We start from the raw sequence: 24,401 nt of genomic DNA on the forward strand, positions 1-24,401 counted from the left end.
GGTTACTCGCCCGCCTCACGGGTCTCGAAGGACAGGCCCTTGGCGCTGCGATCGGCAAAGCCGGTCCAGTAGCTGTGCGTCTCGTCCGTGCGGCCATCGGCATCCATCGACCAGACCCCGTCATCGGATTGCGCGACCAGGTCCAGGTAATCGGCCCGCCCGGCATCGTCCTTCAGGTGCAGATCCAGAAAGGCGGTGCTGAAATGCTGCAGGATGTTGTTCATCCGCACCGTGTCCCAGACCGGATCGGCGTAATGGTCGAAGGTCGCCCGGCCCAGGGAGTCCGAGACCTGCCAGGATTCCGCGGGCGCGGGGATGGGGGCCGCGGCATTGTGGTTGGCATGGTCGAAGGTCAGCAGATGCCGCCGCGTCCCCGTCGCCTGGTCGAAGATCTGGCGGATCGACTCATAGGGCGACACGTCATCCACCGATCCCGCCACCAGCAGCAGCGGCTTTTCCAGATCGCCCAGGCCCGCCGCGTCCCAGAATTCGTATTGGCGGCCCCAGGGGGCGATGGCCACCACCGCCCGGATGCGCGGATCGACCAGCTGGGCCAGCGTGTCGCTGCCCGCGGCATGGCGGTCCAGCAGCCCGTCGGGCGGGACGAAGCCCGCGGGCTCGGTCCGGTCGATCGCGGTGCGCGACAGCCCCGCGCCGCCGAAGATCAGCGCGCCATAGCCGCCCATGGAATAGCCGATCACCGCCGCGCGGTCGGCATCGGTGATCGCGCCCACCGCATCGTTCAGATCGGCCATGCCGTCCAGCAGCAGCCGCTGGTCCACGGCCCGGTTCACCAAGGTCGAGGCGAAGGCCTGCTGGTCGTCATAGGTGCTTTCGGGATGATCGCCGGCCACCACGACATAGCCTTTGGAGGCCAGGTTCTCGGCCAGGTGGCTCATCAGGTATCGGTTGCCGGGATAGCCATGCGACAGGATGACCAAGGGAAAGCGGCCGTCCGCGGGATCGGCGTCGCGGGCGGCGCGCCCCTCCAGCGCCACGGCGGTGGTGCCGTCGCGCAGCACCGTGTCATAGGTGGTGCCGGCCTCCGTGCCCTCGGCCGCGGGATACCAGATCTCGGCGGTGATGCGGCGAAGGGCGGGGCTGGGCTCGGCCCCGCCCATCGCCGCGATCACGTCGATGCGGTCCGGGTCGGTGAACTGGGCGGCGCGCACGCCCACCGCATGGGGGCCGGGGCGGGCCAGTTCGGGCGCGTCCGGGCGGATCAGGTCGATGCGGTTCTGGGCCAGGGCGGGCGTCGCCGCCAGCAGGGTCGCGGCGATCAGCAGATGTCTCACGGTGTCTCCTCCGACGGGTCTGGCGGCAGATTGCCCCGGTTGCAGCATCTGCACAAGCGTCCGGCGGCAGGGGGCATTGAACGCCGCCGCGGGCGGCGCTAGCCTGCTGGCAAAACGTCCCCGGACCGTCCGGATCGCAAGGAGTTCTGACCATGACACAGCCGCAAAGCTGGGAAGCCCGCGCCGATGCCTATTCGCTCTATGGCTTCACCGATCTGCCGAGCGTCCAGAAACGCGGCGCGGTCGTGCTGACCCATGGCGAGGGGCCCTATGTCGTGGACGTGAACGGCAACCGCTATCTGGATGCCAATTCCGGCCTGTGGAACATGGTCGCAGGCTTCGACCACAAGGGCCTGGCCGATGCCGCCAAGGCGCAATACGACAAATTCCCCGGCTATCACGCCTTCTTCGGGCGGATGTCGGACCAGACGGTGATGCTGTCGGAAAAGCTGGTCGAGGTGTCGCCCTTTTCGCGCGGCAAGGTGTTCTATACGAACTCGGGCTCCGAGGCGAACGACACCATGGTCAAGATGCTGTGGTTCATGCACGCCAGTGAGGGCAATCCGCAAAAGCGCAAGATCCTGACGCGCTGGAACGCCTATCACGGGGTGACGGCCGTCTCGGCCAGCATGACCGGCAAGCCCTATAACGAGGTCTTCGGCCTGCCGCTGCCGGGCTTCATCCACCTGACCTGCCCGCATTTCTGGCGCTATGGCGCCGAGGGCGAGACCGAGGAGCAGTTCACGGCCCGCCTCGCGCGCGAGCTGGACGAGACCATCCAGGCCGAGGGCGCCGACACCATCGCGGGGTTCTTCGCCGAACCCGTGCAGGGCGCGGGGGGCGTGATCCCGCCCTCGGCGGGCTATTTCCAGGCGATCATGCCGGTCCTGAAAAAGCACGGCATCCCGATGATCGCGGATGAGGTGATCACCGGCTTCGGGCGCACCGGCAATACCTGGGGCAGCCAGACCTATGATTTCACCCCCGACGCGATCATCAGCTCCAAGAACCTGACGGCGGGGCTGTTCCCGATGGGCGCGGTGATCCTGGGGCCGGAGCTGACCGACCGCCTGCAGGCCGCTATCGACAGGATCGAGGAATTCCCCCACGGCTTCACCGCATCGGGCCATCCGGTCGGCTGCGCTGTGGCGCTGAAGGCCATCGACGTGGTGATGAACGAGGGGCTGGCCCAGAACGTCATCGACCTGGCCCCCCGTTTCGAGGACGGGCTGCGGCAATTGGCGCAGAACCCCAATATCGGCGAATATCGCGGCGTGGGCTTCATGTGGGCCTTGGAGGCCGTGCGCGACAAGGCCAGCAAGACCCCCTTCGAGGGGCATCTGTCGGTCAGCGAACGCATCGCCAATACCTGCACCGACATGGGGCTGATCTGCCGGCCCCTGGGCCAGTCCATCGTGCTGTGCCCGCCCTTCATCCTGACGCCCGCCCAGATGGACGAGATGTTCGAGAAGCTGGACAAGGCCTTGGGCAAGGTCTTCGCGGAACTGGCGTGACGGGGATCCCGCGATGATCCCCGCCCGCTTCGCGCCGGTGCTGTTCGGGTTCTTTCTGTCCGGGCTGATGTCGGCGCTGGTCTCGATGATCGCGACGCTGCGGGCGGTGGGGCTGGCCGACGGGGTGGCCGGGCTGTGGCTAGGGACGTGGCTGTCCAGCTGGGCGGTGGCCTTTCCGGCGGTGCTGGTCGTGGCGCCCTTGGCGCGGCGGCTGGTGGCGCGGCTGACCCGCCCCTAGCGCGGCGCCCGCCCCCCGAGGCGCAGCGGCGCCGTCGCGCGCAGCCGCGGCCCGTCCGCGCCGAAACCGATCGCCAGCGCGCCCGTGTCGCGCATCCGGCGCGGATCCAGCAGCAGGCAGGCGGGGGGGCCGTCCGTCGTCACCGTCTCGGTCGAGACGACGATGCGGCGCGCCCGGCAGGCGGGCAGGGCCCGGTCCGCCGCGCCCTTGCCGGTCAGGTGCCACAGCTGCCAGCCCTGCGGCAGATCGGCCACCCGGTCGCGCCGGTCGCCGCTGAAGGCCGGGCGTTCGGCGGCCTGGGCCTGGTCGGCCATGTCCCCATCCTCCTGCAGCCAGGTCGAGACGATGAATGCCCCGCCCGAGGGCTTGGAGATCGCCCGCCCCGCAGGCGTCATCAGGCCCACCGCCTCGCCCTCGGGCGCGATCAGCAGCAGCGGGCGCGGCGTCATCGCCCAGATCGCGCCCGATGCGGCCAGCATCGCCAGGCCCGCCATCAACCCCGCCCCGGTCAGCCTGCCGCCGCGCCCCGGCCCCCGCCAGCACAGGATCGCCAGGACCGCGCCGAACCCCATCAGCGGCACCACCGCGCCGGGGGGCTTGGGGACGGCCATCACCGCGCCGCCCAGGCCCGCCACGAAATCGGCCACCATCAGCATCCAGGTCGTGCCCATCCCCATGACCCAGAGGGCCGGACCCTCCAGCCCGACCAGCGACAGGATCGCGCCGATCACGCCCGCGGGCATGACCAGCGTGCCCATGACCGGCACGGCCAGCAGGTTGGCCAGCAGCCCGTATTGCGCCATGCGGTTGAAATGCGCCGCCGCGATGGGCGAGGTCGCCGCCGCCGCCACTAGCGACGACACGACCAGCATCGCCACCGGCCGCACCCACCACGGCAGATGCGGCGCCATGCGCGACCATGGCCCGAAGACCAGGATCAGCGCGATCGTGGCGCCGAAGCTCATCTGGAAGCCGGCGCTGGCCACGGCCTCGGGGCTGTAGATCAGGATCACCGTCGCGGCCAGCGCCACGGTGCGCAGCGATATGGCCCGCCGGTCGGCCATGATCGCGCCCAGCATCACCGCGACCATGATGAAGGCGCGTTCGGTCGCGACCCCGCCGCCCGACAGCCACAGATAGGCCGCCGCCGCCGCCAGCGCGATCCCCGCAGCCCATTTGTGCATGGGCCGGCCCAGCCCCCGCCCGCTGCCCTGCACGCCCACCAGGACCAGCCGCGCCCCCGCATAGACGAAGCCCGCCAGCATCCCCATATGCAGCCCCGAGATCGAGATGATGTGGTAGAGGTTCGAGGCCCGCATCGCCTCATTCGTGGATTCCGCGATGCCCGACCGGTCGCCGGTCATCAGCGCCGCCGCGACCGCGCCCGCCTGGCCGCCGATGCGGTCGCGGATCGCGGCGCTGATCGACATGCGGGCGCGGTGCATCCACCACAGCCCGCCCTCGGGTGCGGCGACGGCCATGATCGGCGTGCGGGTATAGCCCACCGCCCCCAGCCCGTCGAACCAGGCATGCAGGCGGAAATCGAAGCTGCCCGGCGATGCGGGCGGGGGCGGCGGGCCCAGATGCCCGGTCAGCATCACCCGCTGGCCCAAGGGGGGCAGGTCATCCTCGGCCATCAGGGACAGGCGGACGCGGCGCGGGGTCCGCTCCGGCCCCGTGTCGCGCAGCACCACTCGGTCCAGCGTCAGCCGCAGCCGGTCGCGCCCGGACCGGTCGATCTGGACGACCCGCCCCTCGACCGGGCCGTAATAGCGCCATTCCATCACCGGCGCGGCCGTGATCGCGCCCCGCGCGGCCGCCAGCCCGAAGCCCGTCACCAGCACGCATCCCGCCAGCGCCGCCAGATGCAGCCCGTCGGCCAGGGGCCAGCCGATCGCGCCGCGTTCCCCCCATCGCGGCGCGGCGCGGGCCAAGGCCAGGCAGGCCGCCGCCAGCGTCGCGATCACCGCCCAATGCGCCGCGCGCGGCAGGAAGGGGTCGGCCAGCCACAGCCCGATCCCCGCCGCCAGGCAGACCGGCACCCATGGAAACAGCCCCGCGCGCAGGGCGGCGGGCGGGCGCGGCCGCAGGGCGGGCCGGGCGCGGTCCTGCAGGGGAGCGGTGGCCGCGCCCGTCTGGTCCATCGCCTTGTCCTTTCCGGGGGCGTTGACTATCACTTGGCGCAAGAATGGCACGGCGTTGCTTACCAAAGCGTTAACGCCCGCCCGGCAACCACAGGCCCCGCCCGATCCGCGCCCCGGGGCATAACCGCAAGCAGGCCCCCATGACCCCGACCGCCCCCGTTACCCGCTTTGCCCCGTCCCCCACCGGCTATCTGCATGTCGGCGGCGCCCGGACGGCGCTGTTCAACTGGCTGTTCGCGCGGGGCAGGGGCGGCAAGTTCCTGCTGCGGATCGAGGATACCGACCGCGCCCGGTCCACCCCCGAGGCGACCGAGGCGATCCTCAAGGGCCTGCGCTGGCTGGGGCTGGACTGGGATGGCGAACCCGTCAGCCAGTTCGAACGCAGGGACCGCCATGCCGAGGTCGCCCGCCAGATGCTGGAGAACGGGACGGCCTATCGGTGTTTCTCGACCACCGACGAGATCGCCGCCTGGCGCGAGGCGAACCCGCGCCAGCCCTTCCTCAGCCCTTGGCGCGACGCGACCGACCTGCCCGACGCGCCCCATGCGATCCGCCTGAAGGCCCCGCGCGACGGCGAGACGGTGATCGACGACCAGGTCCAGGGCCAGGTGCGCGTGGCCAATGACCAGCTGGACGACATGGTGCTGCTGCGCAGCGACGGCACGCCCACCTATATGCTGGCCGTGGTGGTGGACGATCACGACATGGGCGTGACCCATGTCATCCGCGGCGACGACCACCTGACCAACACCGCCCGCCAGATCCAGATCTATGACGCGATGGGCTGGGACCGCCCGACCTATGCCCATATCCCGCTGATCCATGGCGAGGATGGCAAGAAGCTGTCCAAGCGCCATGGCGCGGTCGGCCTGCATGAATTCGCGGCGCTCGGCTATCCGGCTGCGGCGATGCGCAACTATCTGGCGCGGCTCGGCTGGAGCCATGGCGATGACGAGCTGTTCGACGACGCCCAGGCCCGCGACTGGTTCGGGCTGGAGGGCATCGGGCGCGCGCCGGCGCGGCTGGATTTCAAGAAGCTGGAACATGTCAGCGGCCATCACCTGGGCGCCATGTCCGATGCGGCCGTGCTGGACGAACTGGACGGGTTTCTGGCCGAGACCGGCGCGGACCCCCTGACCGCGACGCATCGTCAGCGCATCGCCGCCGCCATGCCCGCGCTGAAGGAAAAGGCCCGCACCCTGCCGGGATTGCTGGACCAGGCGCGGTTCGCCCTGATCGAACGCCCGGTCGCGGTCGAGGAAAAAGCTTCCAAATCGCTGGATACGGTATCCCGTGGTATGCTGAAATCATTGACTGCCGCAGTGCAGAATGCTAGCTGGAGCCGAGACGATCTGGAGGCGGCGGCCAAGGCGGTCGCCGAGGAAAACGGCGTCGGACTTGGCAAGATCGCGGGGCCCTTGCGCGCCGCGCTGGCCGGGACCAGTGCGACCCCCAGTGTGTTCGACATGATGACTGCGCTTGGCCGCGAGGAAACTCTGGCCCGGCTTCAGGACCAGACCGATTTGGCAGGCTGAGCCCTGCCCTCACTTGCCGGGGCTGTCTGACGTCTGATCGGCGGACCGCCCGGCCTCAAGCCGGAAAGGACGCCTTTTATGGCTGACAAGACCGCCAGACTGCATCTGAACGGACAGGATTACGACCTGCCGATCCTGTCGCCCACCAAGGGGCCGGACGTGCTGGACATCCGCAAGCTTTACGGCCAGGCGGATGTCTTCACCTATGACCCGGGCTTCACCTCGACGGCCAGCTGCGATTCGACCATCACCTTCATCGATGGCGACAAGGGCGAGCTGTGGTATCGCGGCTATCCGATCGAACAGCTGGCCTCGAAATCCTGCTATCTGGAGGTCTGCTATCTGCTGCTCTACGGTGAGCTGCCGACCGCGACCCAGATGGAGGATTTCCGCAACCGCGTCACGCGCCATACGATGGTGCATGAGCAGATGCACAACTTCTTCCGCGGCTTCCGCCGGGATGCGCATCCGATGGCCACGATGGTCGGCGTCGTGGGGGCCATGTCGGCCTTCTATCACGATTCGACCGATGTGAACGACGAATGGCAGCGCGAGGTCGCGGCGATCCGCCTGATCGCCAAGCTGCCCACGATCGCGGCCATGGCCTACAAGTATTCGATCGGCCAGCCCTTCGTCTATCCGCAGAACGACCTGGATTACGCGTCGAACTTCCTGAACATGTGCTTCTCGGTCCCGGCCGAGAAATACAATGTCGATCCGGCCCTGGCCCGCGCCATGGACCGCATCTTCACCCTGCATGCCGATCACGAACAGAACGCATCCACCTCGACCGTGCGTCTGGCGGGGTCGTCGGGGGCGAACCCCTTCGCCTGCATCGCGGCGGGCATCGCCTGCCTGTGGGGGCCCGCCCATGGCGGCGCCAACCAGGCCTGCCTGGAGATGCTGCGCGAGATCGGGACCGTGGACCGGATCCCCGAATACATCGCCAAGGCCAAGGACAAGTCCGATCCCTTCAAGCTGATGGGCTTCGGCCACCGGGTCTACAAGAACTTCGACCCGCGGGCGAAGGTCATGAAGGAATCGGCGGACGAGGTTCTGGATCTGCTGGGCGTCAAGGACAACCCGGTCCTGCAGGTCGCCAAGGAATTGGAGCGCATCGCGCTGGAGGACGAGTACTTCATCGAGAAGAAGCTCTATCCCAATGTCGACTTCTATTCGGGCATCATCCTGGAGGCGATGGGCTTCCCCACCTCGATGTTCACGCCGATCTTCGCGCTGTCGCGCACGGTGGGCTGGATCGCGCAGTGGAAAGAGATGATCGGCGATCCGCAGAACAAGATCGGGCGTCCGCGACAGCTCTATGTCGGGTCGGACAAGCGCGACTATGAGGATATCGGGGCGCGCTGATCGCGCGGCCCGGCGTCGGGGGCCCTTCGGGGCCCCTTTTGCATGCGCGGCTTGCGCGCCGCGCGCGGCGGTGGCAAGGGGACGGCCATGAACGGACATGATGCGAATGCGCCCAGGCTGGCGCTTGTGACGGGGGCCTCGCGGGGCCTGGGTGCGGCGCTGGCCGAGGGGCTGGCGGCGCGGGGATATCACGTGCTGGCAGTGGCCCGGACCGTGGGCGCGCTGGAGGAGCTGGACGACCGCATCCGCGCGGCGGGCGGGCAGGCGACGCTGGCGCCGATGGACGTGACCGAGCCCGAGGCGATGAAGCAGCTGGTCCAAGCGGTGTCGGGCCGGTGGGGGGGGATCGACCTCTGGGCGCATTGCGCCGTCCATGCGGCGCCCATGGCACCCGCCCCCCATATCGAGAGCCGGGACTGGTCCAAATCGGTCCTGCTGAACATCGAGGTGACGCGCGGGCTGATCGCCCTGCTGGAGCCGCTGCTGCGGCAGGCGGGGGGCACGGCGCTGTTTCTGGACGACGCGCGGGCGGGGCAGAAGTTCTTTGGCGCCTATGGCGCGACCAAGGCGGCGCAGATCGCCCTGGCCCGCAGCTGGCAGGCCGAGACCGAGCGCACCGGCCCGCGCGTGGTCATCGACAGCCCCGCGCCCATGCCGACCGCGACCCGCGCGCGGTTCTTTCCCGGCGAGGACCGGGCGGCCCTGACGCCCTGCAAGGACGAGGCGCAGCGCATCCTGGCGATGCTGTAGGGATTGCGTCCCGCGACGGCGGGGGGCTGCCCGCCCCCCGCACCCCCCGGGCGCCGCGCCCCTGTCAGCCTTGGCGCAGGGGACGGCAGGCCCGGGCCAGCCAGTCGCGGTCGTCGCCCGACAGATGGGGCGCCAAGGCGTCCTCGACCCGGCGGTGATAGGCGTCGAGCCAGGCCGTTTCGGTCGCCGACAGCGCATCGGCATTCAGGAGGGCCCGGTCGATCGGGCAGAGGGTCAGCGTCTCGAACCCCAGCATCCGGCGGCCGGGTTCGGCATCGACCTCGGTCACGGCGACCAGATTCTCGATGCGGATGCCGAAGCTGCCCTCGCGGTAATAGCCGGGTTCGTTCGACAGGATCATCCCCGCCTCCAGCACGACGTCGCTGGCGCGGCTGATCCGGGCGGGGCCTTCATGCACGCAGAGGGCCGCGCCCACGCCATGGCCGGTGCCGTGGTCGTAATCCCAGCCCTGCTGCCACAGGAACTGGCGGGCCAAGGCATCCAGATGGGCCCCCGTCACGCCTTGGGGAAAGAGCGCCTGGCTGAGCGCGATCATCCCGCGCAGCACTGCGGTATAGGGGGCGACGGCCTCGGGGCGCGGATCGCCCATGGCCAGGGTGCGGGTGATGTCGGTCGTCCCGTCGGGATACTGGCCACCCGAATCGATCAGCAGCACGTCGCCGGCGGCCAGGCGGCGGTTCGTCAGTTCCGAGACGCGGTAATGGACGATGGCGCCGTTCGGCCCCGCCCCCATGATCGTGTCGAAGCTGATGTCGATGACCCCGGCCTCGCGGCGGAAATCCTCCAGCCGGCGCACCAGGTCGATCTCGGTCAGATCCTCCGGGGTCTGGCGCGACAGCCAGGACAGCATCCGCACCATCGCCACGCCGTCGCGCAGATGGGCCGCGCGCATCCCCGCCATCTCGGCCGCGTTCTTGCGGGCCTTGGGCAGGATGGCGGGGTCGGGCCCGCGGGCCACGGCGGTGCCGGCGGCCTCCAGGATGCGGAAGGCGGCCTCGGGGGCGGTGGCGGGGTCCAGGCGGACCGGCCCCTCCAGATCGGTCAGCGCGGCAGCAAGCGCGTCGGCGGGCAGGATGGTGACATCGTCACCCAGATGCGCGCGCAGATCCGCGTCGAACTTGGAGGCATCCGCGAAAAGCGACAGCGTGCCCCGGTCCGACAGCACCGCGAAGGATTGCACCACCGGGTTCTTGGGCAGGTCGCTGCCCCGAATGTTCAGAAGCCACGAGATCGAATCGGGCAGCGACAGCAGTGCCGCGGCCTGGCCCGCGGCCTTCAGCTCGGCCGCCAGGCGGGCGCGCTTCTGGGCCGCGGTCTCGCCCGCCAGGTCGTCGGGATGGATACGCGCGGCGCCCGCGGGCAGGGCGGGGCGGTCAGGCCAGACCGCGTCGACCGGGTTGCGGTCCAAGCCATGCAGGGCGATGGCGCTGTCGGCCAAGGCCTCCTCCATGCCCTCGATCTCGCGCCGGGTGTGCAGCCAGGGGTCGAAGCCCACGCGGCCGCCTTGGGGCAGGACCTCGCGCAGCCAGGCCGAGGGGCGGGTTTCGGGCCATGGCACGGGCTGCATGTGGCGCAGGTCGATCTGGTCGCGCACCTGCACCCGGTAGCGGCCGTCGATGAAGACCCCGGCCCGGTCCATGGTGATGATCGCAAAGCCCGCGCTGCCGGTGAAGCCGGTCAGCCAGGCCAGCCGCGCATCGGCATCGGCCACGTATTCGCCCTGATGGGCATCGGCGCGGGGCACGATGACGGCGGCCAGGTCCTCGGCCGCCATATGGGCGCGCAGGGCGGCCAGGCGGGCGGCGTGATCGCCGCCGCCCGCCGGATCGTCGAAGGATTGAAAGCTCACGGCCGGATCGCCTCCATCACCACGGGTTCGATGACGCGCGTGCCGGGCAGGGCGTCGATCAGCACCTGCGCGGATTGCTCCAGCGCGTCGAAGGTCCTGTAATGGCAGGGGATCACCGTCTTGAAGTCGAAATAGCGCTTGGCCGCATAGGCCGCCCGCGCCATGTCCATGGTGAAATGCCCGCCCGCGCAGAGGATGCCGATATCGGGCTTGTGCAGATCGCCCATCCATTCCATGTCGGCCATGATGTCCGTGTCGCCGGACACATAGATCACATGCCCATCCCCCGCGATCATGTAGCCCGATTCGCGCCCGGCATAGACCGGCCCGTCGGGACCCTGGATCGAGCTGGAATGGCTGGCATTCACCATGGTCACCTTGGCGCCGCCCAGATCGACCGTGCCGCCCTTGTTGAAGCCGGTGCCGGTGATGCCTTCGGTCTTTTCCCAATGGCTGATCAGGTCGAAAATGCCGACCAGCGGCACGTCCAGCTCGCGCGCCAGCGTCAGGGCGTCGCCGGTATGGTCGCCATGGCCGTGGGTGATCAGGATATGGGTCGCGCCCGCGATCGCCTCATCGCGGCGGTCGTCGGGAAAGGCGGGGTTGCCGGTCAGCCAGGGGTCGATCAGGATCACGGCCTGCTCGATCTCCAGCCGGAAGCCCGAATGGCCAAGCCAGGTCAGTTTCATGGGATTCTCCTCAGCGTTGTCGCGGCAGGGTAGCGCCCGCCCCGGTGACTGACCAGAACCCCCCGGACCCCCGGAAGGTTGCCCGATCAGGCGCCGCCAGTCGCGGCCGCGGCGTCGTCCAGGCGCAGGCGCAGCCGTTCGCGCCCGCCCCAGGTCGACAGCTCCAGCTTGCCGGCCAGGTGAAAGCGGCGGCCGCGCGCGCCGATCAGCCCGGGCCCGAGCGGCCCGTCCATCGCGCCCCAGGCCACGGCCTCCATCGCGGGGCTGCCGGGGCTGCGGAAGGACAGGCGCAGATGCCGGTCGCCCATGGTCGAGGCGCTGTCGATCAGCTGATCGGCAAAGGCGAAACGCGGCGCCGGGGCGGCCTGGCCGAAGGGGCCGGCATCCTCCAGCAGGCGATACATCTGCGCGGTCGCCCCCGACGGTTCCAGAAGGCCCGACAGGCGCAGGTCGCCCGATCCGGTCCGCCCCGCCAGATCGCGCGCGATCAGGTCGGCCAGGCGGGTCATGGCCTCGGGGATGCGGGCGGCCTCGACGGTCAGGCCGGCGGCCATCTCGTGCCCGCCGCCCTTCAGCAGCAGGCCCTCATGGGCCAGGCGCTGGATCGCGCGGCCCAGATCGACGCCGGGGACCGACCGGGCGCTGCCCTTGCCGATGCCGCCCTCGACCCCGATCACGACCGAGGGCAGGTCGGTGGCCTCCTTCACGCGGGCCGCGACGATACCCACGACGCCCGGATGCCAGCCATCGCCCGCGGCCCAGGACAGGCGCGCATCGGCCCGGGCCTCGACCTGGGCCAGGGCCTCCTCGCGCACGGCGGCCTCGATGGCGCGGCGGTCGCGGTTCAGGTCGTCCAGCTGGCGGGCCATGGCCTCGGCCTCGCGCGGGTCGCGGCAGGCCAGCAGCCGCGCGCCCAGATCGGCGCGGCCCACGCGACCCCCGGCATTGATCCGCGGCCCCAGCAGAAATCCCAGATGGAACGCACTGGGCGCCCCGTCCAGCCGTGCGACATCCGACAGCGCGACCAGCCCGGCCCGCTGGCGCCGCGCCATGACCGCCAGCCCCTGGCGCACGAAGGCCCGGTTCACGCCGACCAGGGGCGCGACATCGGCCACCGTGGCCAGCGCCACCAGGTCCAGCATCGCCATCAGGTCCGGCTGCGGCAGGCCCCGGGCGCGCAGCACGCGCCCCGCCTGCACCAGCGTCAGAAACACCACCCCCGCCGCGCAGAGATGCCCCAGCCCGGATGCCTCGTCCATGCGGTTGGGGTTCACCACGGCCAGGGCGGGGGGCAGCGTCTCGCCGCCCAGATGGTGGTCCAGCACGATCACGTCGCAGCCCCGCGCCGCGGCCAAAGCCTCGTGCGACAGGGTGCCGCAATCGACGCAGATGATCAGGTCATGGCCTTCGGCCAGCGCGGTCATGGCGGGGACGTTGGGGCCATAGCCCTCGTCGATGCGGTCGGGGATATAGAGCGTGGCGTGCCGCCCATGCTGGCCCAGCCAGTCGATCAGCAGGGCGGCGGATGACCCGCCATCCACGTCGTAATCGGCAAAGATCGCGATGCGCCGCCCGCTCAGCGCCGCATCGACCAGGCGCTCGGCGGCGATCTCCATGTCGCGCAGCTCCAAGGGGTCGGGCAGCAGGTCGCGCAGGCGGGGCGTCAGGAAACCCGGCGCCTCCTCCGGGGCTACGGCCCGTTCGGCCAGGACCCGGGCCACGGGCAGGGGCAGGCCCGCCTGCTGGGCCAGGCCTTCGGCGCGGCGTTCCAGATCGGCGGGCGGGCCGACCCAACGCCGCCCGGTCAACGAGCTGTCGATGCCCAGAAACGCCGTCATTTTCGTCCCTGTCCAATCATCCCGGGCTGCGGTCCCCGACCGGCGGGGACGGGGGCCAAGCGCCCCCCATAGCTCACTTCACCGGGTTGCGATAGATCATGCGGCGCACCGATCCGGTCTTGGACCGCATCAGGATCGTCTCGGTCGTCAGGTATCCCGGCTCGCGCTTGACGCCCGCCACGATCGAGCCGTCGGTGACGCCGGTCGCGGCAAAGATCACGTCATCGGTCACCAGCTCGTCGCGGGCATAGATGCGGTCCAGTTCGGTGATGCCGGCCTTGCGGGCGCGGCCGCGTTCGTCATCATTGCGAAACATCAGCCGGCCCCACATCTGCCCGCCCATGCATTTCAGCGCCGCAGCCGCCAGCACGCCCTCGGGCGCACCGCCGGAGCCCATATACATGTCGATGCCGGTCAGTTCGGCCTCGGCGCAGTGGATGACGCCCGCCACGTCGCCATCGGTGATCAGGCGGATTGCGGCGCCGGTCTGGCGGACCTCGGCGATCATCTCCTCGTGGCGAGGACGTTCCAGGATGCAGACGGTGATGTCGGCGGCCTCGCAACCCCGCGCGGCGGCCAGGGCGCGCACACGCTCGGCCGGGGGCATGTCCAGGCTGACCACGTCGGTCGGATAGCCCGGCCCCACGGCCAGCTTGTCCATATAGACGTCGGGCGCGTGCAGCAGCGTGCCGCGCGGCGCCATGGCGATCACGGTCAGCGCGTTGGGCATATCCTTGGCGGTCAGGGTGGTGCCCTCCAGCGGGTCCAGCGCGATGTCCACCTCCGGCCCGTCGCCGGTGCCGACCTCCTCACCGATGAAGAGCATGGGCGCCTCGTCGCGCTCGCCCTCGCCGATGACGACGACGCCCTTGATGTCCAGCATGTTCAGCTGGTCGCGCATGGCGTTGACGGCGGCCTGGTCGGCGGCCTTTTCGTCGCCGCGCCCGATCAGCCGGGCCGAGGCATGGGCCGCCGCCTCGCTGACGCGGGCCAGGCCCAGGGACAGCATTCGGTCGTTGAAATCCTTCGGCGCGGTCATGTCCCTCATCCCTTTATCTCTGCGGGTTCGCGGGCTTTCTAGGGGGCGGGCCGGGGGGCGGCAAGCCTGACGGCGCTAACGGGCGGGGCTTTCCGACAGCTCCAGCGCCAAGGCATGGATGCGCGGCACGATGTCGCCCAAGGTGGCATGGACCAGCCGATGGCGCTGGATGCGCGACAGGCCCGCAAAGGCCGGGCTGTCCATGACCACGCGGAAATGGCTCTCGCCGCCCTCGCGAAAGCCCGCATGCCCGCGATGGCTTTCGCTTTCGTCGATCACCTGAAGGGCCGTGGGGTTCAGGGTTTCCAGCCGCCGGGTCATCTGGTCCGCGATCATCGGCATTCCTTTCGGTCAAGGGGTTTCATGTCCCGCCAGATAGCCTAAACTGCCCGCCTTGAGTCGCAAAGGTGCCCCAGGATGAGCAAGAACGACCCGTTCGGTTTCGACATTTCCGCCGCCAAGGACAAGAAGCGCAAGACCAAGGGGCGGCGCGGCATGTCGGGGGCGTTCGAGACCTCGACCCGCATCTGCGAACGCGAGGGCTGCAACGAGCCGGGCCAGTACCGCGCGCCCAAGAACCCGCGCAACCTCGACGACTATTTCTGGTTCTGCAAGGAGCATGTCCGCGAATACAACGCGAACTGGAACTACTTCCAAGGCCAGTCCGAGGAGGAGTTCCAGCAGTTCATCGACAATGCGACGGTCTGGGAACGCCCCACCAAGCCCTTCGGCCGGTCGACGGCCGAGGATAAATGGGCCCGCCACGGCGTCAGCGACCCGTTGGAGATCCTGGGCGCGAACGGCACCGCCCCCGAGGCCCGCGCCCAGTCCAGCGCCCGCAAGCTGCCCCCCACCGAACGCCGCGCGCTAGATATCCTGGAGGCCAAGGACCACTGGACCCGCGCCGAGATCCGCAAGCAGTACAAGTCGCTGGTCAAGGACCTGCACCCGGACATGAACGGCGGCGACCGATCCGACGAGGACCGCCTGTCCGAGGTTGTCTGGGCCTGGGATCAGATCAAGGACAGCCGCTTCATCCGCGACTGAACCGCCGCCCGGCCCTGCGGGGCAGGCCGCAGGCCAGCCCCAGCACCACGGCCAGCAGCGCCAGCACCGGCAGGTTGCCCCAGGCCAGCCAAAGTGTCGGCGGCAGCGCGCCGGGCAGGGGCGCGTCGATCCGCCCCGCGGTGTTCAGCGCCAGGCTGTCGCGGATGCGCCCCCGCGCGTCGATCACCGCGCTGACCCCGGTATTGGCCGCGCGCACCATCGGCAGCCCCGTCTCGATCGCGCGCAGCCGCGCCTGGTCCAGATGCTGATAGGGCCCCGAGAACCGCCCGAACCACGCGTCGTTCGTCGCCTGCAGCATCCATCCGGGCCGTTCGGGCAGGGCGCGCAGATGCTGGGGAAAGATCGCCTCGTAGCAGATCAGCGGCTGGAAATCCGGCGCCCCCGGCGCGGCCATCAGCTGCGGCCCCGGACCGGGGGAATAGCCGTTGCCCTGCTGGGACGCGAAGGCCGTGATGCCCACCCGCGCCAAGGCATCCCCCCAGGGGATGTATTCGCCAAAGGGCACCAGGTGGAACTTGTCATAGATGTCGGTGACCGACCCGTCCGGCGCGATCGTGGCCAGGCTGTTGAAGAACCGGCTGCCCTCGCGCCGCTGGATGCCCATGATCAGCGGCGCGCCCGCGGCCTCGGCCATGGCGGGCAGGACGGGGTCGGCGTCGTTCAGCAGAAAGTTCACCGCCGTCTCGGGCCAGATGACCAGGTCGCGCGGCCCCGGCTCGGCCGACAGGTCCAGCAGACGGCCGAAGAAGACCGAGGCCCATTCCGGGTCCCATTTCAGGTGCTGGGCCGCGTCGGGCTGGACGATGCGCAGCATGACCGGGCGATCCTGGGGCAGGGGGCGCGACAGCTGGTCGAGCCCCGCGGCCCAGCCCGCTCCCAGGATCGCCACCGCCGCCGCGATGCCCGGCGCCAGCCCCGCCCGGCCCGGCCGCCACAGCAGCGTGGGCAGGCAGGCCATGCTCAGCGTGACCAGCCCCAGGCCCAGGGCCCCGGCATGGGCGGCCAGCTGGGCCACCGGGGTGGCGATCCAGCCATGCCCGATCTGGGCCCAGGGAAATCCGGTGAAGATCCAGCCGCGCAGCCAGTCCGACAGCAGCAGCGCTGCCGCGATGGCTGCGCCCTGGCCGCGCCAGCCGCGCGCCAGCCGCGCCGCCAGCCCCGCCGGAACCGCCCAGAACAGCGCGCCCCCCGCAGCCATCAGGACCAGCGCGAAGGGCGCCATCCAGCCATGCCGGGCGACATCCACCATGAAGGGTTCGGTAATCCAGAACAGCGACAGCCCGAACCAGCCCGCCCCGGCGGCCAAGGCACGCCAGAAGACCGCCCGCGCGGGGCTGCGCGCCCATCGCCAGATCAGGACCGCAAAGGCCAGGGGCGCCGCCGCCCAGACCCAGAAGGGCGCGAGGGCCAGGGCCGCGATCAGCCCCAGCCCCGCATCCACGGCCAGGCTGCGCAGAGGGGGCCGCCCCCGGCGCGTCAGGCGCGGCGGTCGCAGCCCGCTGCGCATCTCAGGCCTGGGCGTCGGCGTCCTTGGCCGCCTCGGCCTCGGGATCGGCCTTCTTGCGGCGGGTGCGCTTGGGCTTCTCAGACGCCTCGGCGGTCTCGGCCTTGACGGTTTCGGCCTCGGGGGCGTCGGCCGTCTTGCGGCGCGTGCGCTTGGGTTTCTCGGGCGCGGCCTCCTCGGCGGCCTCATCGACGGGGGCCTCGGTCTCGGCCTTCTTGCGACGCGTGCGCTTGGGCTTTTCGGCCACCGCATCAGGCTCGGCTGCGGGCTGGGCCTCGGCAGGGACCTCCGCCTGGCCCTCGGCCGTGTCATCCGCGGTCTTGCGCGTGCGGCTGCGGCTGCGGCGCTTGGGCTTCTCGGCGGTTTCGGCCGCCGGTTCCGGGGTCTGTTGCGGGGTCGGTTCCGGGGCGGCTTCGGGCGCGGGATCGGCGGGCGCCTCGGGGGCGGGCTGATCGGCGGCCTCGACCGGGGCCTCGGTCACGGCATCCGCCGCGGGCTTGCGCGAGCGGCTGCGGCTGCGGCGCTTGGGCTTTTCCGCGGTCTTGGCCGGGGCCTCGGCGGGTTCGGGCGCCTCGGCGGCGGCGGGCTGTTCGGCCTCGTCCGCGGTGGTCGTGGTGCGCAGTTCCACCAGCATGAACTGGGGGACGTGATCGCCCATGCCGACGATCGGCTGGCCGCGGCCATCGCCCGAGGCGCGGCGTCCGTCACGGCGGCGGTCGGACCGCGGCGCATCCGAACGCTCGCGCGGCTCGGGTTTCGGCGGCTCGGGCCGGGGTTCGGGCTTGGCCGGTTCCGGGCGCTGCTCGGCTTTGGGCTCGGGCTTGGGCTCGGCCTTGGTCTCGGGGCGGGGTTCGGGCTTCACGGCGACCTCGGTTTCGGGTTCGGGACGGTCTTCGTCGCGGCGACGGCGGCGGCTGCGTTCGCGGGTGCCGCCCCGACGCTCGTCGGAACGCGCAGCGCCCCGGTCCTCATCGCGGGGCCGCTCGGGCGCGCCCGTGCCGAAGCCCGCGGGCTGGTCGACGCGGGGCAGGGATTTCTTCAGCAGGTCCTCGATCGCGGTCAGGTATTTCTCGTCCGAGGGGGTCGAGATGCTGACGGCGGTGCCGAGACGGCCGGCGCGGCCCGTGCGGCCGATGCGGTGGACGTAATCCTCGGCATGGCTGGGCAGGTCGTAGTTGAAGACATGGCTGACCGCCGGGATGTCGAGGCCCCGCGCCGCCACGTCGGATGCGATCAGCAGGCGCAGCCGGCCGTCGCGGAAGCTCTCCAGCGTGCGGGTCCGCTGGCTCTGGTCCAGGTCGCCATGGATGGGGGCTGCGTCATAGCCGTGCTTGGCCAGCGACTTGGCCAGGATGTCCACGTCGGTCTTGCGGTTGCAGAAGACGATGGCATTGGTCAACCCCTCGCCCTCGGCATCGATCAGCGCGCGCAGCAGGTCGCGTTTCTGCTTGGCGGCCATGTCGCGGCGCGTGGGGGTCAGTTCGACCAGGCGCTGCGTGATCGTTTCGCTGGCCGTGGCCTGGCGCGCGACCTCGATGCGTTCGGGCGAATGCAGGAAGGTGTTGGTGATGCGCTCGATCTCGGGGGCCATGGTGGCGCTGAAGAACAGCGTCTGGCGGGTGAAGGGCGTCAGCTGGAAGATGCGCTCGATATCGGGGATGAAGCCCATGTCCAGCATGCGGTCGGCCTCATCGACCACCATGATCTGCACGCCGGTCAGCAAGAGCTTGCCGCGTTCGAAATGATCCAGCAGCCGGCCGGGGGTGGCGATCAGCACGTCCACGCCGCGATCGATCAGCTTGTCCTGTTCGCCGAAGCTGACGCCGCCGATCAGCAGCGCCTTGGTCAGGCGGGTATGCTTGGCATAGATGTCGAAATTCTCGGCGACCTGGGCGGCCAGTTCCCGCGTCGGGCACAGGACCAGCGAACGCGGCATGCGCGCCCGCGCCCTGCCGCGGCCCAGCAGCGTGATCATGGGCAGGGTGAAGCTGGCCGTCTTGCCCGTCCCGGTCTGCGCGATCCCCAGCACGTCGCGGCCTTCGAGGGCCGGGGGGATGGCGCCCTGCTGGATCGGGGTCGGGGTTTCGTACCCGGCCTCGGCGATGGCCTGCAGGACCTTGGGATCAAGCTTCAGGTCGGAGAATTTGGTCATTCGGGGCTTTCTCTGGTTCGGCACCATCCGGGTGCCGCGTTCCCTGCCGGTGGTGCCCGGATGGCACCGTCGCGACGTGTGTCAGGGACGCAAGTTCGAACGCCCCGCCTTGGCCCGCCGGATGCGGGTCAGCCGTCCCTAGACCAGAGCCGGTCGCAGGTCAAGAAATCTGCGCCACAGGCCGCTTTGGGCTGGCCTCACGGCTCGGCGAAGGGCGGGCCCGAGAGCGGCGGGTCGATCCCGTCGGCGGTCAGGCCGCGCGGCGTGATGATCCTGGTCTCGACATGGCGCACGCGCAGATCGACCGGGCGGCCGTCGGGATGGGCGGGGATCAGGTCGGCCATGCGCGCCACCTGCGGCACGGTCGGCTCGATCGGGCCGTGGATCTCGGCGCGAATCACCATGCGGTCCTCCAGCCCGAAGATCTGCAGGCTGTCGACCTGGCTGCCCTCCAGATCGACCAAGGCCTCGCTCAGCGTGGCGCGGACGCGGTTTTCATAGAGCCGGTCGTTGACGGTGGATCGCAGATTGGCGGCCAGCCACAGGCCCAGCAGCGCCAGGACCGCGATGCTGCCCAGATGGCGGCCCAGGAATTGCAGCACGCTGACCTCGTCGCCGTCATTGTCGCGGGCATAGCCGCGCACCCACAGCACCACCGCGGCCGCGAACTGGATCGCCACGATATTCGTCAGCGCCAGCAGCGCCGCCCCGAGCGATGCGTCATATTCCCCCCGCGTCAGCAGGATCGCCGAGGAGGCCAGCGGCGGCACCAGCGCGGTGGCGATGGCCACGCCCACGAAGCCCGCCGCGATCCGGGGCGAGACGGTCGCATAGGCGCCCGCCGCGCCCCCGGCCAGCGCGATGAACAGATCAAAGCTGTTGGGCGCCGTGCGCGACCGGATCTCGCCCGTGATGGGGACCAGGGGATGCAGCCAGCCCACCGCCGCCGCGATCGCATAGACCACGACGCCCCCCGCCAGCAGCGCCAGGAAGGATTTGCGGAACAGCGGCCAGTCCCCGTCGGTGATGGCCAAGGCCACCCCCATGATCGGCCCCAGCAGCAGCGCCACGATCATCGCCCCGATGACCACCGCCGGGCTGTCGGCCAGCAGGCCGTAGCTGGCGATCACCGCCGCCATGGCGTTCATGAACAGATAGCCCGGCGTCGTCAGCGCGGCGAAGCGGATGGCGACGCGGTGGCGGTTGTGATCGGCGCGGCGACGTTCCGCCACGGCCAGGGGGGTGTCGTCATCGGGCTCGGGCCGGGCATCGCCCGACTGGTCGAGCGAAGTGCGGGCAAGGGGTGTCGCTTCGGTCATGGCCGCTCCGCGTCTGGTGGGGTTCTGGATCGCGCCCCATAGCGCGCGACGGCCCCGATGGTTCCCCGCGGCGGGCGGCAAAGGTTGACCTTTCGGCCTGCGCGTCGTTTAGGTGACGGTCGAAAGCATCCGGGGGCATCGATGAACCTGTTCAACGACATCCGCGCCGTCGTCATCGAGGCGCTGACCAAGATGGCCGAGGCGGGCGAACTGCCCCACGGCCTCGACCTTGCCAATGTGACGGTGGAGCCGCCGCGCGACGCGGCCCATGGCGACATGGCGACCAATGCCGCGATGGTGCTGGCCAAGCCCGCCGGGCTGAAGCCGCGCGACATCGCCGATCGGCTGGCCGCGCGGCTGACCGATCCGCGCATCGCCTCGGCCGAGGTGGCGGGGCCGGGCTTCCTGAACCTGCGCCTGTCGTCCGCCGTCTGGCAGGACGTGATCCGCGCGGCCCTGGCCTCGGGCGACGATTACGGCCGCTCCGAGATGGGCGCGGGCCAGAAGGTCAATGTGGAATTCGTCAGCGCCAATCCCACCGGGCCGATGCATGTGGGCCATGTCCGCGGCGCGGTCTTCGGCGACGCGCTGGCGCGGCTGCTGGCCTATTCGGGCCATGACGTGACGCGGGAATACTATATCAACGACGGCGGCGCGCAGGTCGACGTGCTGGCGCGGTCGGCCTATGAACGCTATCGCGAGGCGCATGGCCGCGACCCGGAGATCCGCGAGGGGCTCTATCCCGGCGACTATCTGATCCCGGTGGGCCAGGCGCTGAAGGACGAATTCGGCGACAGCCTGCTGGACCGCCCCGAGGAGGACTGGCTGGAGGTCATCCGCGACTTCGCCACCACCCGGATGATGGCGATGATCCGCGAGGATCTGGCCCTGCTGGGCGTGCAGATGGACGTCTATTCCAGCGAGAAGGCGCTTTACGGCACCGGCCGGATCGAGGCCGCGATCGGGCGGCTGGAGGCGCAGGGCCTGATCTATCGCGGTGTGCTGGAGCCGCCCAAGGGCAAGCTGCCCGAGGATTGGGAGGCGCGCGAGCAGCTGTTGTTCCGGTCCACCGCCCATGGCGACGACGTGGACCGGCCGATCCAGAAATCGGACGGGGCCTGGACCTATTTCGCACCCGACATCGCCTATCACTGGGACAAGATCGACCGCGGCTTCGACCAGCTGATCGACGTCTTCGGCGCCGATCACGGCGGTTATGTCAAGCGGATGAACGCCGCGGTGCGCGCGCTGTCGAACGGCCGTGTGCCGCTGGACGTCAAGCTGGTGCAGCTGGTCAAGCTCTACAAGAACGGCGAGCCGTTCAAGATGTCCAAGCGCGCGGGCACCTTCGTCACGCTGCGCGACGTGGTCGAGGAGGCGGGGGCCGACGTCACCCGCTTCATCATGCTGACGCGCAAGAACGATGCCAGCCTGGATTTCGACTTTGCCAAGGTGCTGGAACAGTCCAAGGACAACCCGGTCTGGTATGTGCAATATGCCAGCGCCCGGGTGAATTCGATCCTGCGCCGCGCGCGCGAGGCGGGAATCGCCGTGGACGATTCGGACCTGTCGGGCGCCGATCTGTCGGTTCTGGCCCATCCTGCGGAACTGGCGCTGGCCGCCAAGCTGGCCGAATGGCCGCGCCTGGTCGAACATGCCGCCCGCGCGCATGAGCCGCATCGCGTGGCCTTCTACCTCTATGAGCTGGCATCCGAGCTGCATTCGCTGTGGAATCGCGGCAATGACGACACCTCGCTGCGCTTCGTGCAGGATAACGATGTCGAAACCAGCCGGGGAAAAATTGCGCTGGTCCGGGCCGTTGGCGTTGTTATTTCAAGCGGTTTGGGTATTCTTGGCGTCACTCCGGCAGAAGAAATGCGCTAAGCAGACGCATCGCTGCCGACGAGGCTTGAGCAAAGGCAATCCGGAACAACCGGCAGGCAGGCGAATATGGCAGTGATGGATTTCCGCGAAGGCGGCTACGTGTTCTCGCGTCACAAGGTGAAGCGCGAATTCTCCTATGATCAGGCGGGCTGGAACGGCCAGCCCGAGACGGACCCCCGGAACGGCGCGCTGCCCGAAGGCGACGGGCTGACCGCAAGGCTGGCCCGGCTGACCCATTACGTGGGGGCGGTCGCGTCGGTGGGGCTGATGGTGGGGCTGCTGGCCTGGGGCTGGCAGCTGGTGTCGCGCGACGTGTCGGGCGTGCCCATCATCCGCGCGATCGAGGGCGAGGCCCGCACCACCCCGGACAATCCCGGCGGCCAGCTGACCAACCATACCGGCCTGGCCGTGAACACCGTCGCGGGCGGCGAGGCCGCATCCCCCGCCCAGCAGGTGGCCATCGCGCCCGCGCCGATCGACCTGTCGGATGACGACGTGGCGATGGGCCGGCTTGGCGCCACGGCGCGCGAACCCTCGAACCCGTCCGAGACGCCGCTGACCTTCGCGGGCGATCCGATCGTGCCGCTGTCCGACAGCGAGGCCCGCGCCCTGGCCGAGGCCGAGGCCGCCGCCGCCGCCGAACGCGCCCTGGCCGATGCCGCCGTGAACCAGGCCGCGATCATCGACGCGCCCGCCAGCGAAGGCCCCGTGACCGAGGTCGTCACCGACGAGAACGGCCTGCCCGCCCAGGCCGATGCCATCGCCGAGGCGCTGGCCCAGGCCCAGGCCGAGGCCAATCCCGGCGTGCTGGTCGCATCGGCCCGCCCCGCGCCGCGCCCCCGCGTGACCCGCGTGGCCGCCGCCCCCGCGCCCGCAGCGGCGGCCGCACCCGCCGCCCGCCCGGCCGAGGCGGCACCCGCCCCCGCGCCGACCCCCGCACCGACGCCGGTGGCCGCATCCAGCGCCAGCGGGCCGGTCGTGCAGGTCGGCGCCTTTGACAGCAACGCCATCGCCCAGAACGAATGGCAGCGTCTGGCGGGCCGCAACGGGTCGCTCTTTTCCGGCAAGTCGCCGGTGATCCAGGAACATAATTCCAACGGGCGGACCTTCTGGCGGCTGCGCGTCGCGGGTTTCGGCTCGATCTCGGAGGCGCGCCAGTTCTGCTCGGCGCTGCAATCCTCGGGGACGGACTGCCTGGCGCTCGGCGGCTGAATGGCCCCCGGCAGGACCATCCTGGGCGGCATCGCGGGCCATGCGCTGACCGCCGACGAGGCGGCCTTCTTCCGCGAGGCCGATCCTTGGGGCTTCATCCTTTTTGGCCGCAATGTCGACAGCCCCGACCAGCTGCGCCGCCTGACGGGCGATCTGCGCGCGGCGGTGGGGCGCGATTGCGTCATCACCGTCGACCAGGAGGGCGGGCGCGTCCAGCGTCTGCGCGGCCCGCATTGGACCGACTGGCCCGCGCCGCGCGACCAGGCCCGGGCTGGCCTGCGGGCGATGTGGATCCATCATCGTCTGATCGGGCAGGAGCTGCGCGACATGGGCATCGACAGCGATTGCGCGCCGACGCTGGACGTGGCCCATCCCGAAACCCACGGCTTTCTGGCCGATCGCTGCCTGGGCACCGACCCGGGTCAGGTCGCGCGGCTTGGCCGGGCGGCGGCGGATGGCCTGCTGGCGGCGGGGGTGCTGCCGGTGATCAAGCACATGCCCGGCCATGGCCGCGCCCGCGCCGACAGCCATCACGACCTGCCCGTGATCGACGCCCCCCTGCAGGCGCTGGAGGCGGTGGATTTCGCCCCCTTCCGCGCGCTGGCCGACCTGCCCATGGCGATGACCGCGCATATCCGCATGACGGCGCTGGACGACGCGCCCGCCACGGCCTCGGCCGCGGTGATCGGGCTGATCCGCGACCGGATCGGCTTTGACGGACTGCTGATGACCGACGACATCACCATGAACGCCTTGCCGGGCAGCCATGCCGACCGCACCCGCAGCGCCCTGGCGGCGGGCTGCGATCTGGTGCTGCACTGCAATGGCGACATCGCGCAGATGGCCCCGGTCGTGGCCGCCGCCGGCCGGCTGGAGGGCGAGGCCCTGCGCCGCGCCGATGCCGCGCTGCGCTGGCGCCGGGCGCCGGAACCCGCCGATCTGGACGCGCTGCGCCGCGAATGGGCGGCGCTGGCGGCTTGAC

The 24,401-nt window shown here is 70.4% G+C and carries 18 protein-coding genes and 1 pseudogene; 9 read left to right on the plus strand and 10 right to left on the minus strand.

Going from position 1 to position 24,401, the window contains the following annotated elements:
* Positions 1-2 precede the first annotated feature (2 nt).
* On the minus strand, positions 3-1,295 hold the full coding sequence (locus JHW48_RS02595) for an alpha/beta hydrolase family protein (protein ID WP_240637966.1): 1,293 nt from the start codon (positions 1,293-1,295) through the stop codon (positions 3-5).
* A gap of 152 nt (positions 1,296-1,447) precedes the next feature.
* Here JHW48_RS02595 and JHW48_RS02600 point away from each other — a divergent pair, with 152 nt between their 5' ends.
* Together JHW48_RS02600 and JHW48_RS02605 are read left to right on the plus strand one after the other, a co-directional pair.
* Positions 1,448-2,809, plus strand: coding sequence for an aminotransferase (locus JHW48_RS02600; protein WP_119887636.1), 1,362 nt, complete (start codon positions 1,448-1,450; stop codon positions 2,807-2,809).
* A 13-nt stretch (positions 2,810-2,822) separates the two neighbouring features.
* Positions 2,823-3,047, plus strand: a complete 225-nt coding sequence (locus JHW48_RS02605; protein WP_119887635.1) for a DUF2798 domain-containing protein — start codon at positions 2,823-2,825, stop codon at positions 3,045-3,047.
* On the opposite strand, the gene JHW48_RS02610 is transcribed toward JHW48_RS02605, so the two are convergent.
* Complete coding sequence (locus JHW48_RS02610; RefSeq protein ID WP_119887634.1) at positions 3,044-5,191, minus strand: ComEC/Rec2 family competence protein; 2,148 nt, start codon at positions 5,189-5,191, stop codon at positions 3,044-3,046. The two genes, JHW48_RS02605 and JHW48_RS02610, sit on opposite strands and share 4 nt — an antisense overlap.
* A 140-nt stretch (positions 5,192-5,331) precedes the next feature.
* Here JHW48_RS02610 and gltX point away from each other — a divergent pair, with 140 nt between their 5' ends.
* The 3 genes from gltX (at position 5,332) to JHW48_RS02625 (ending at position 8,844) form a co-directional block, all read left to right on the plus strand.
* A complete protein-coding gene (gene gltX, locus JHW48_RS02615; protein WP_119887885.1) occupies positions 5,332-6,726 on the plus strand; it encodes a glutamate--tRNA ligase in 1,395 nt (464 codons plus the stop codon).
* Between the two features lie 78 nt (positions 6,727-6,804).
* Positions 6,805-8,094 (plus strand): citrate synthase, encoded by a 1,290-nt coding sequence (locus tag JHW48_RS02620; RefSeq protein WP_119887883.1) that lies wholly within the window; start codon positions 6,805-6,807, stop codon positions 8,092-8,094.
* An 87-nt stretch (positions 8,095-8,181) separates the two neighbouring features.
* On the plus strand, positions 8,182-8,844 hold the full coding sequence (locus JHW48_RS02625; protein WP_119887884.1) for an SDR family NAD(P)-dependent oxidoreductase: 663 nt from the start codon (positions 8,182-8,184) through the stop codon (positions 8,842-8,844).
* A 64-nt stretch (positions 8,845-8,908) separates the two neighbouring features.
* Here JHW48_RS02625 and JHW48_RS02630 read toward each other — a convergent pair whose 3' ends face one another.
* The 5 genes from JHW48_RS02630 to JHW48_RS02650 form a co-directional block, all read right to left on the minus strand.
* Positions 8,909-10,714: an aminopeptidase P family protein gene (locus tag JHW48_RS02630; RefSeq protein ID WP_272835729.1), complete on the minus strand. Its 1,806-nt coding sequence runs from the start codon at positions 10,712-10,714 to the stop codon at positions 8,909-8,911.
* The gene (locus JHW48_RS02635; protein WP_119887302.1) at positions 10,711-11,403 is read right to left on the minus strand and encodes a metal-dependent hydrolase; all 693 of its coding nucleotides are present in this window, start codon (positions 11,401-11,403) and stop codon (positions 10,711-10,713) included. The genes JHW48_RS02630 and JHW48_RS02635 overlap by 4 nt, the downstream gene beginning before the upstream one ends.
* A gap of 86 nt (positions 11,404-11,489) precedes the next feature.
* Complete coding sequence (gene recJ / locus JHW48_RS02640; protein WP_119887303.1) at positions 11,490-13,241, minus strand: single-stranded-DNA-specific exonuclease RecJ; 1,752 nt, start codon at positions 13,239-13,241, stop codon at positions 11,490-11,492.
* Positions 13,242-13,314: 73 nt separating this feature from the next.
* Positions 13,315-14,280 carry a class II fructose-bisphosphatase gene (glpX, locus tag JHW48_RS02645; RefSeq protein ID WP_119887304.1) on the minus strand — a complete coding sequence of 322 codons (966 nt, stop codon included), beginning with the start codon at positions 14,278-14,280 and terminating at the stop codon, positions 13,315-13,317.
* Between the two features lie 75 nt (positions 14,281-14,355).
* Complete coding sequence (locus JHW48_RS02650; RefSeq protein WP_119887305.1) at positions 14,356-14,616, minus strand: BolA family protein; 261 nt, start codon at positions 14,614-14,616, stop codon at positions 14,356-14,358.
* A gap of 81 nt (positions 14,617-14,697) precedes the next feature.
* Here JHW48_RS02650 and JHW48_RS02655 point away from each other — a divergent pair, with 81 nt between their 5' ends.
* Positions 14,698-15,327 carry a J domain-containing protein gene (locus JHW48_RS02655; protein ID WP_119887306.1) on the plus strand — a complete coding sequence of 210 codons (630 nt, stop codon included), beginning with the start codon at positions 14,698-14,700 and terminating at the stop codon, positions 15,325-15,327.
* On the opposite strand, the gene lnt is transcribed toward JHW48_RS02655, so the two are convergent.
* From lnt to JHW48_RS02670, 3 genes and pseudogenes are all read right to left on the minus strand, one after another.
* Entirely contained in the window at positions 15,314-16,855 is a 1,542-nt protein-coding gene (lnt, locus tag JHW48_RS02660; protein WP_119887307.1) for an apolipoprotein N-acyltransferase, read from the minus strand. The two genes, JHW48_RS02655 and lnt, sit on opposite strands and share 14 nt — an antisense overlap.
* Positions 16,856-17,435: 580 nt before the next feature.
* Positions 17,436-19,004, minus strand: a pseudogene (locus JHW48_RS02665) (DEAD/DEAH box helicase); the annotation flags it as partial.
* Positions 19,005-19,201: 197 nt separating this feature from the next.
* Positions 19,202-20,323 carry a TIGR00341 family protein gene (locus JHW48_RS02670; protein ID WP_119887309.1) on the minus strand — a complete coding sequence of 374 codons (1,122 nt, stop codon included), beginning with the start codon at positions 20,321-20,323 and terminating at the stop codon, positions 19,202-19,204.
* A 141-nt stretch (positions 20,324-20,464) separates the two neighbouring features.
* Here JHW48_RS02670 and argS point away from each other — a divergent pair, with 141 nt between their 5' ends.
* The 3 genes from argS to JHW48_RS02685 all read left to right on the plus strand — a co-directional run bounded on the left by argS (position 20,465) and on the right by JHW48_RS02685 (position 24,400).
* Positions 20,465-22,207 (plus strand): arginine--tRNA ligase, encoded by a 1,743-nt coding sequence (argS, locus tag JHW48_RS02675; protein ID WP_119887310.1) that lies wholly within the window; start codon positions 20,465-20,467, stop codon positions 22,205-22,207.
* Positions 22,208-22,273: 66 nt separating this feature from the next.
* On the plus strand, positions 22,274-23,419 hold the full coding sequence (locus JHW48_RS02680) for an SPOR domain-containing protein (protein WP_272835730.1): 1,146 nt from the start codon (positions 22,274-22,276) through the stop codon (positions 23,417-23,419).
* Complete coding sequence (locus JHW48_RS02685) at positions 23,420-24,400, plus strand: glycoside hydrolase family 3 N-terminal domain-containing protein (RefSeq protein WP_119887069.1); 981 nt, start codon at positions 23,420-23,422, stop codon at positions 24,398-24,400.
* Position 24,401: the final 1 nt, after the last annotated feature.

Origin of the sequence: Paracoccus aestuarii, assembly GCF_028553885.1 — a bacterium.
Lineage (GTDB): Bacteria > Pseudomonadota > Alphaproteobacteria > Rhodobacterales > Rhodobacteraceae > Paracoccus > Paracoccus aestuarii.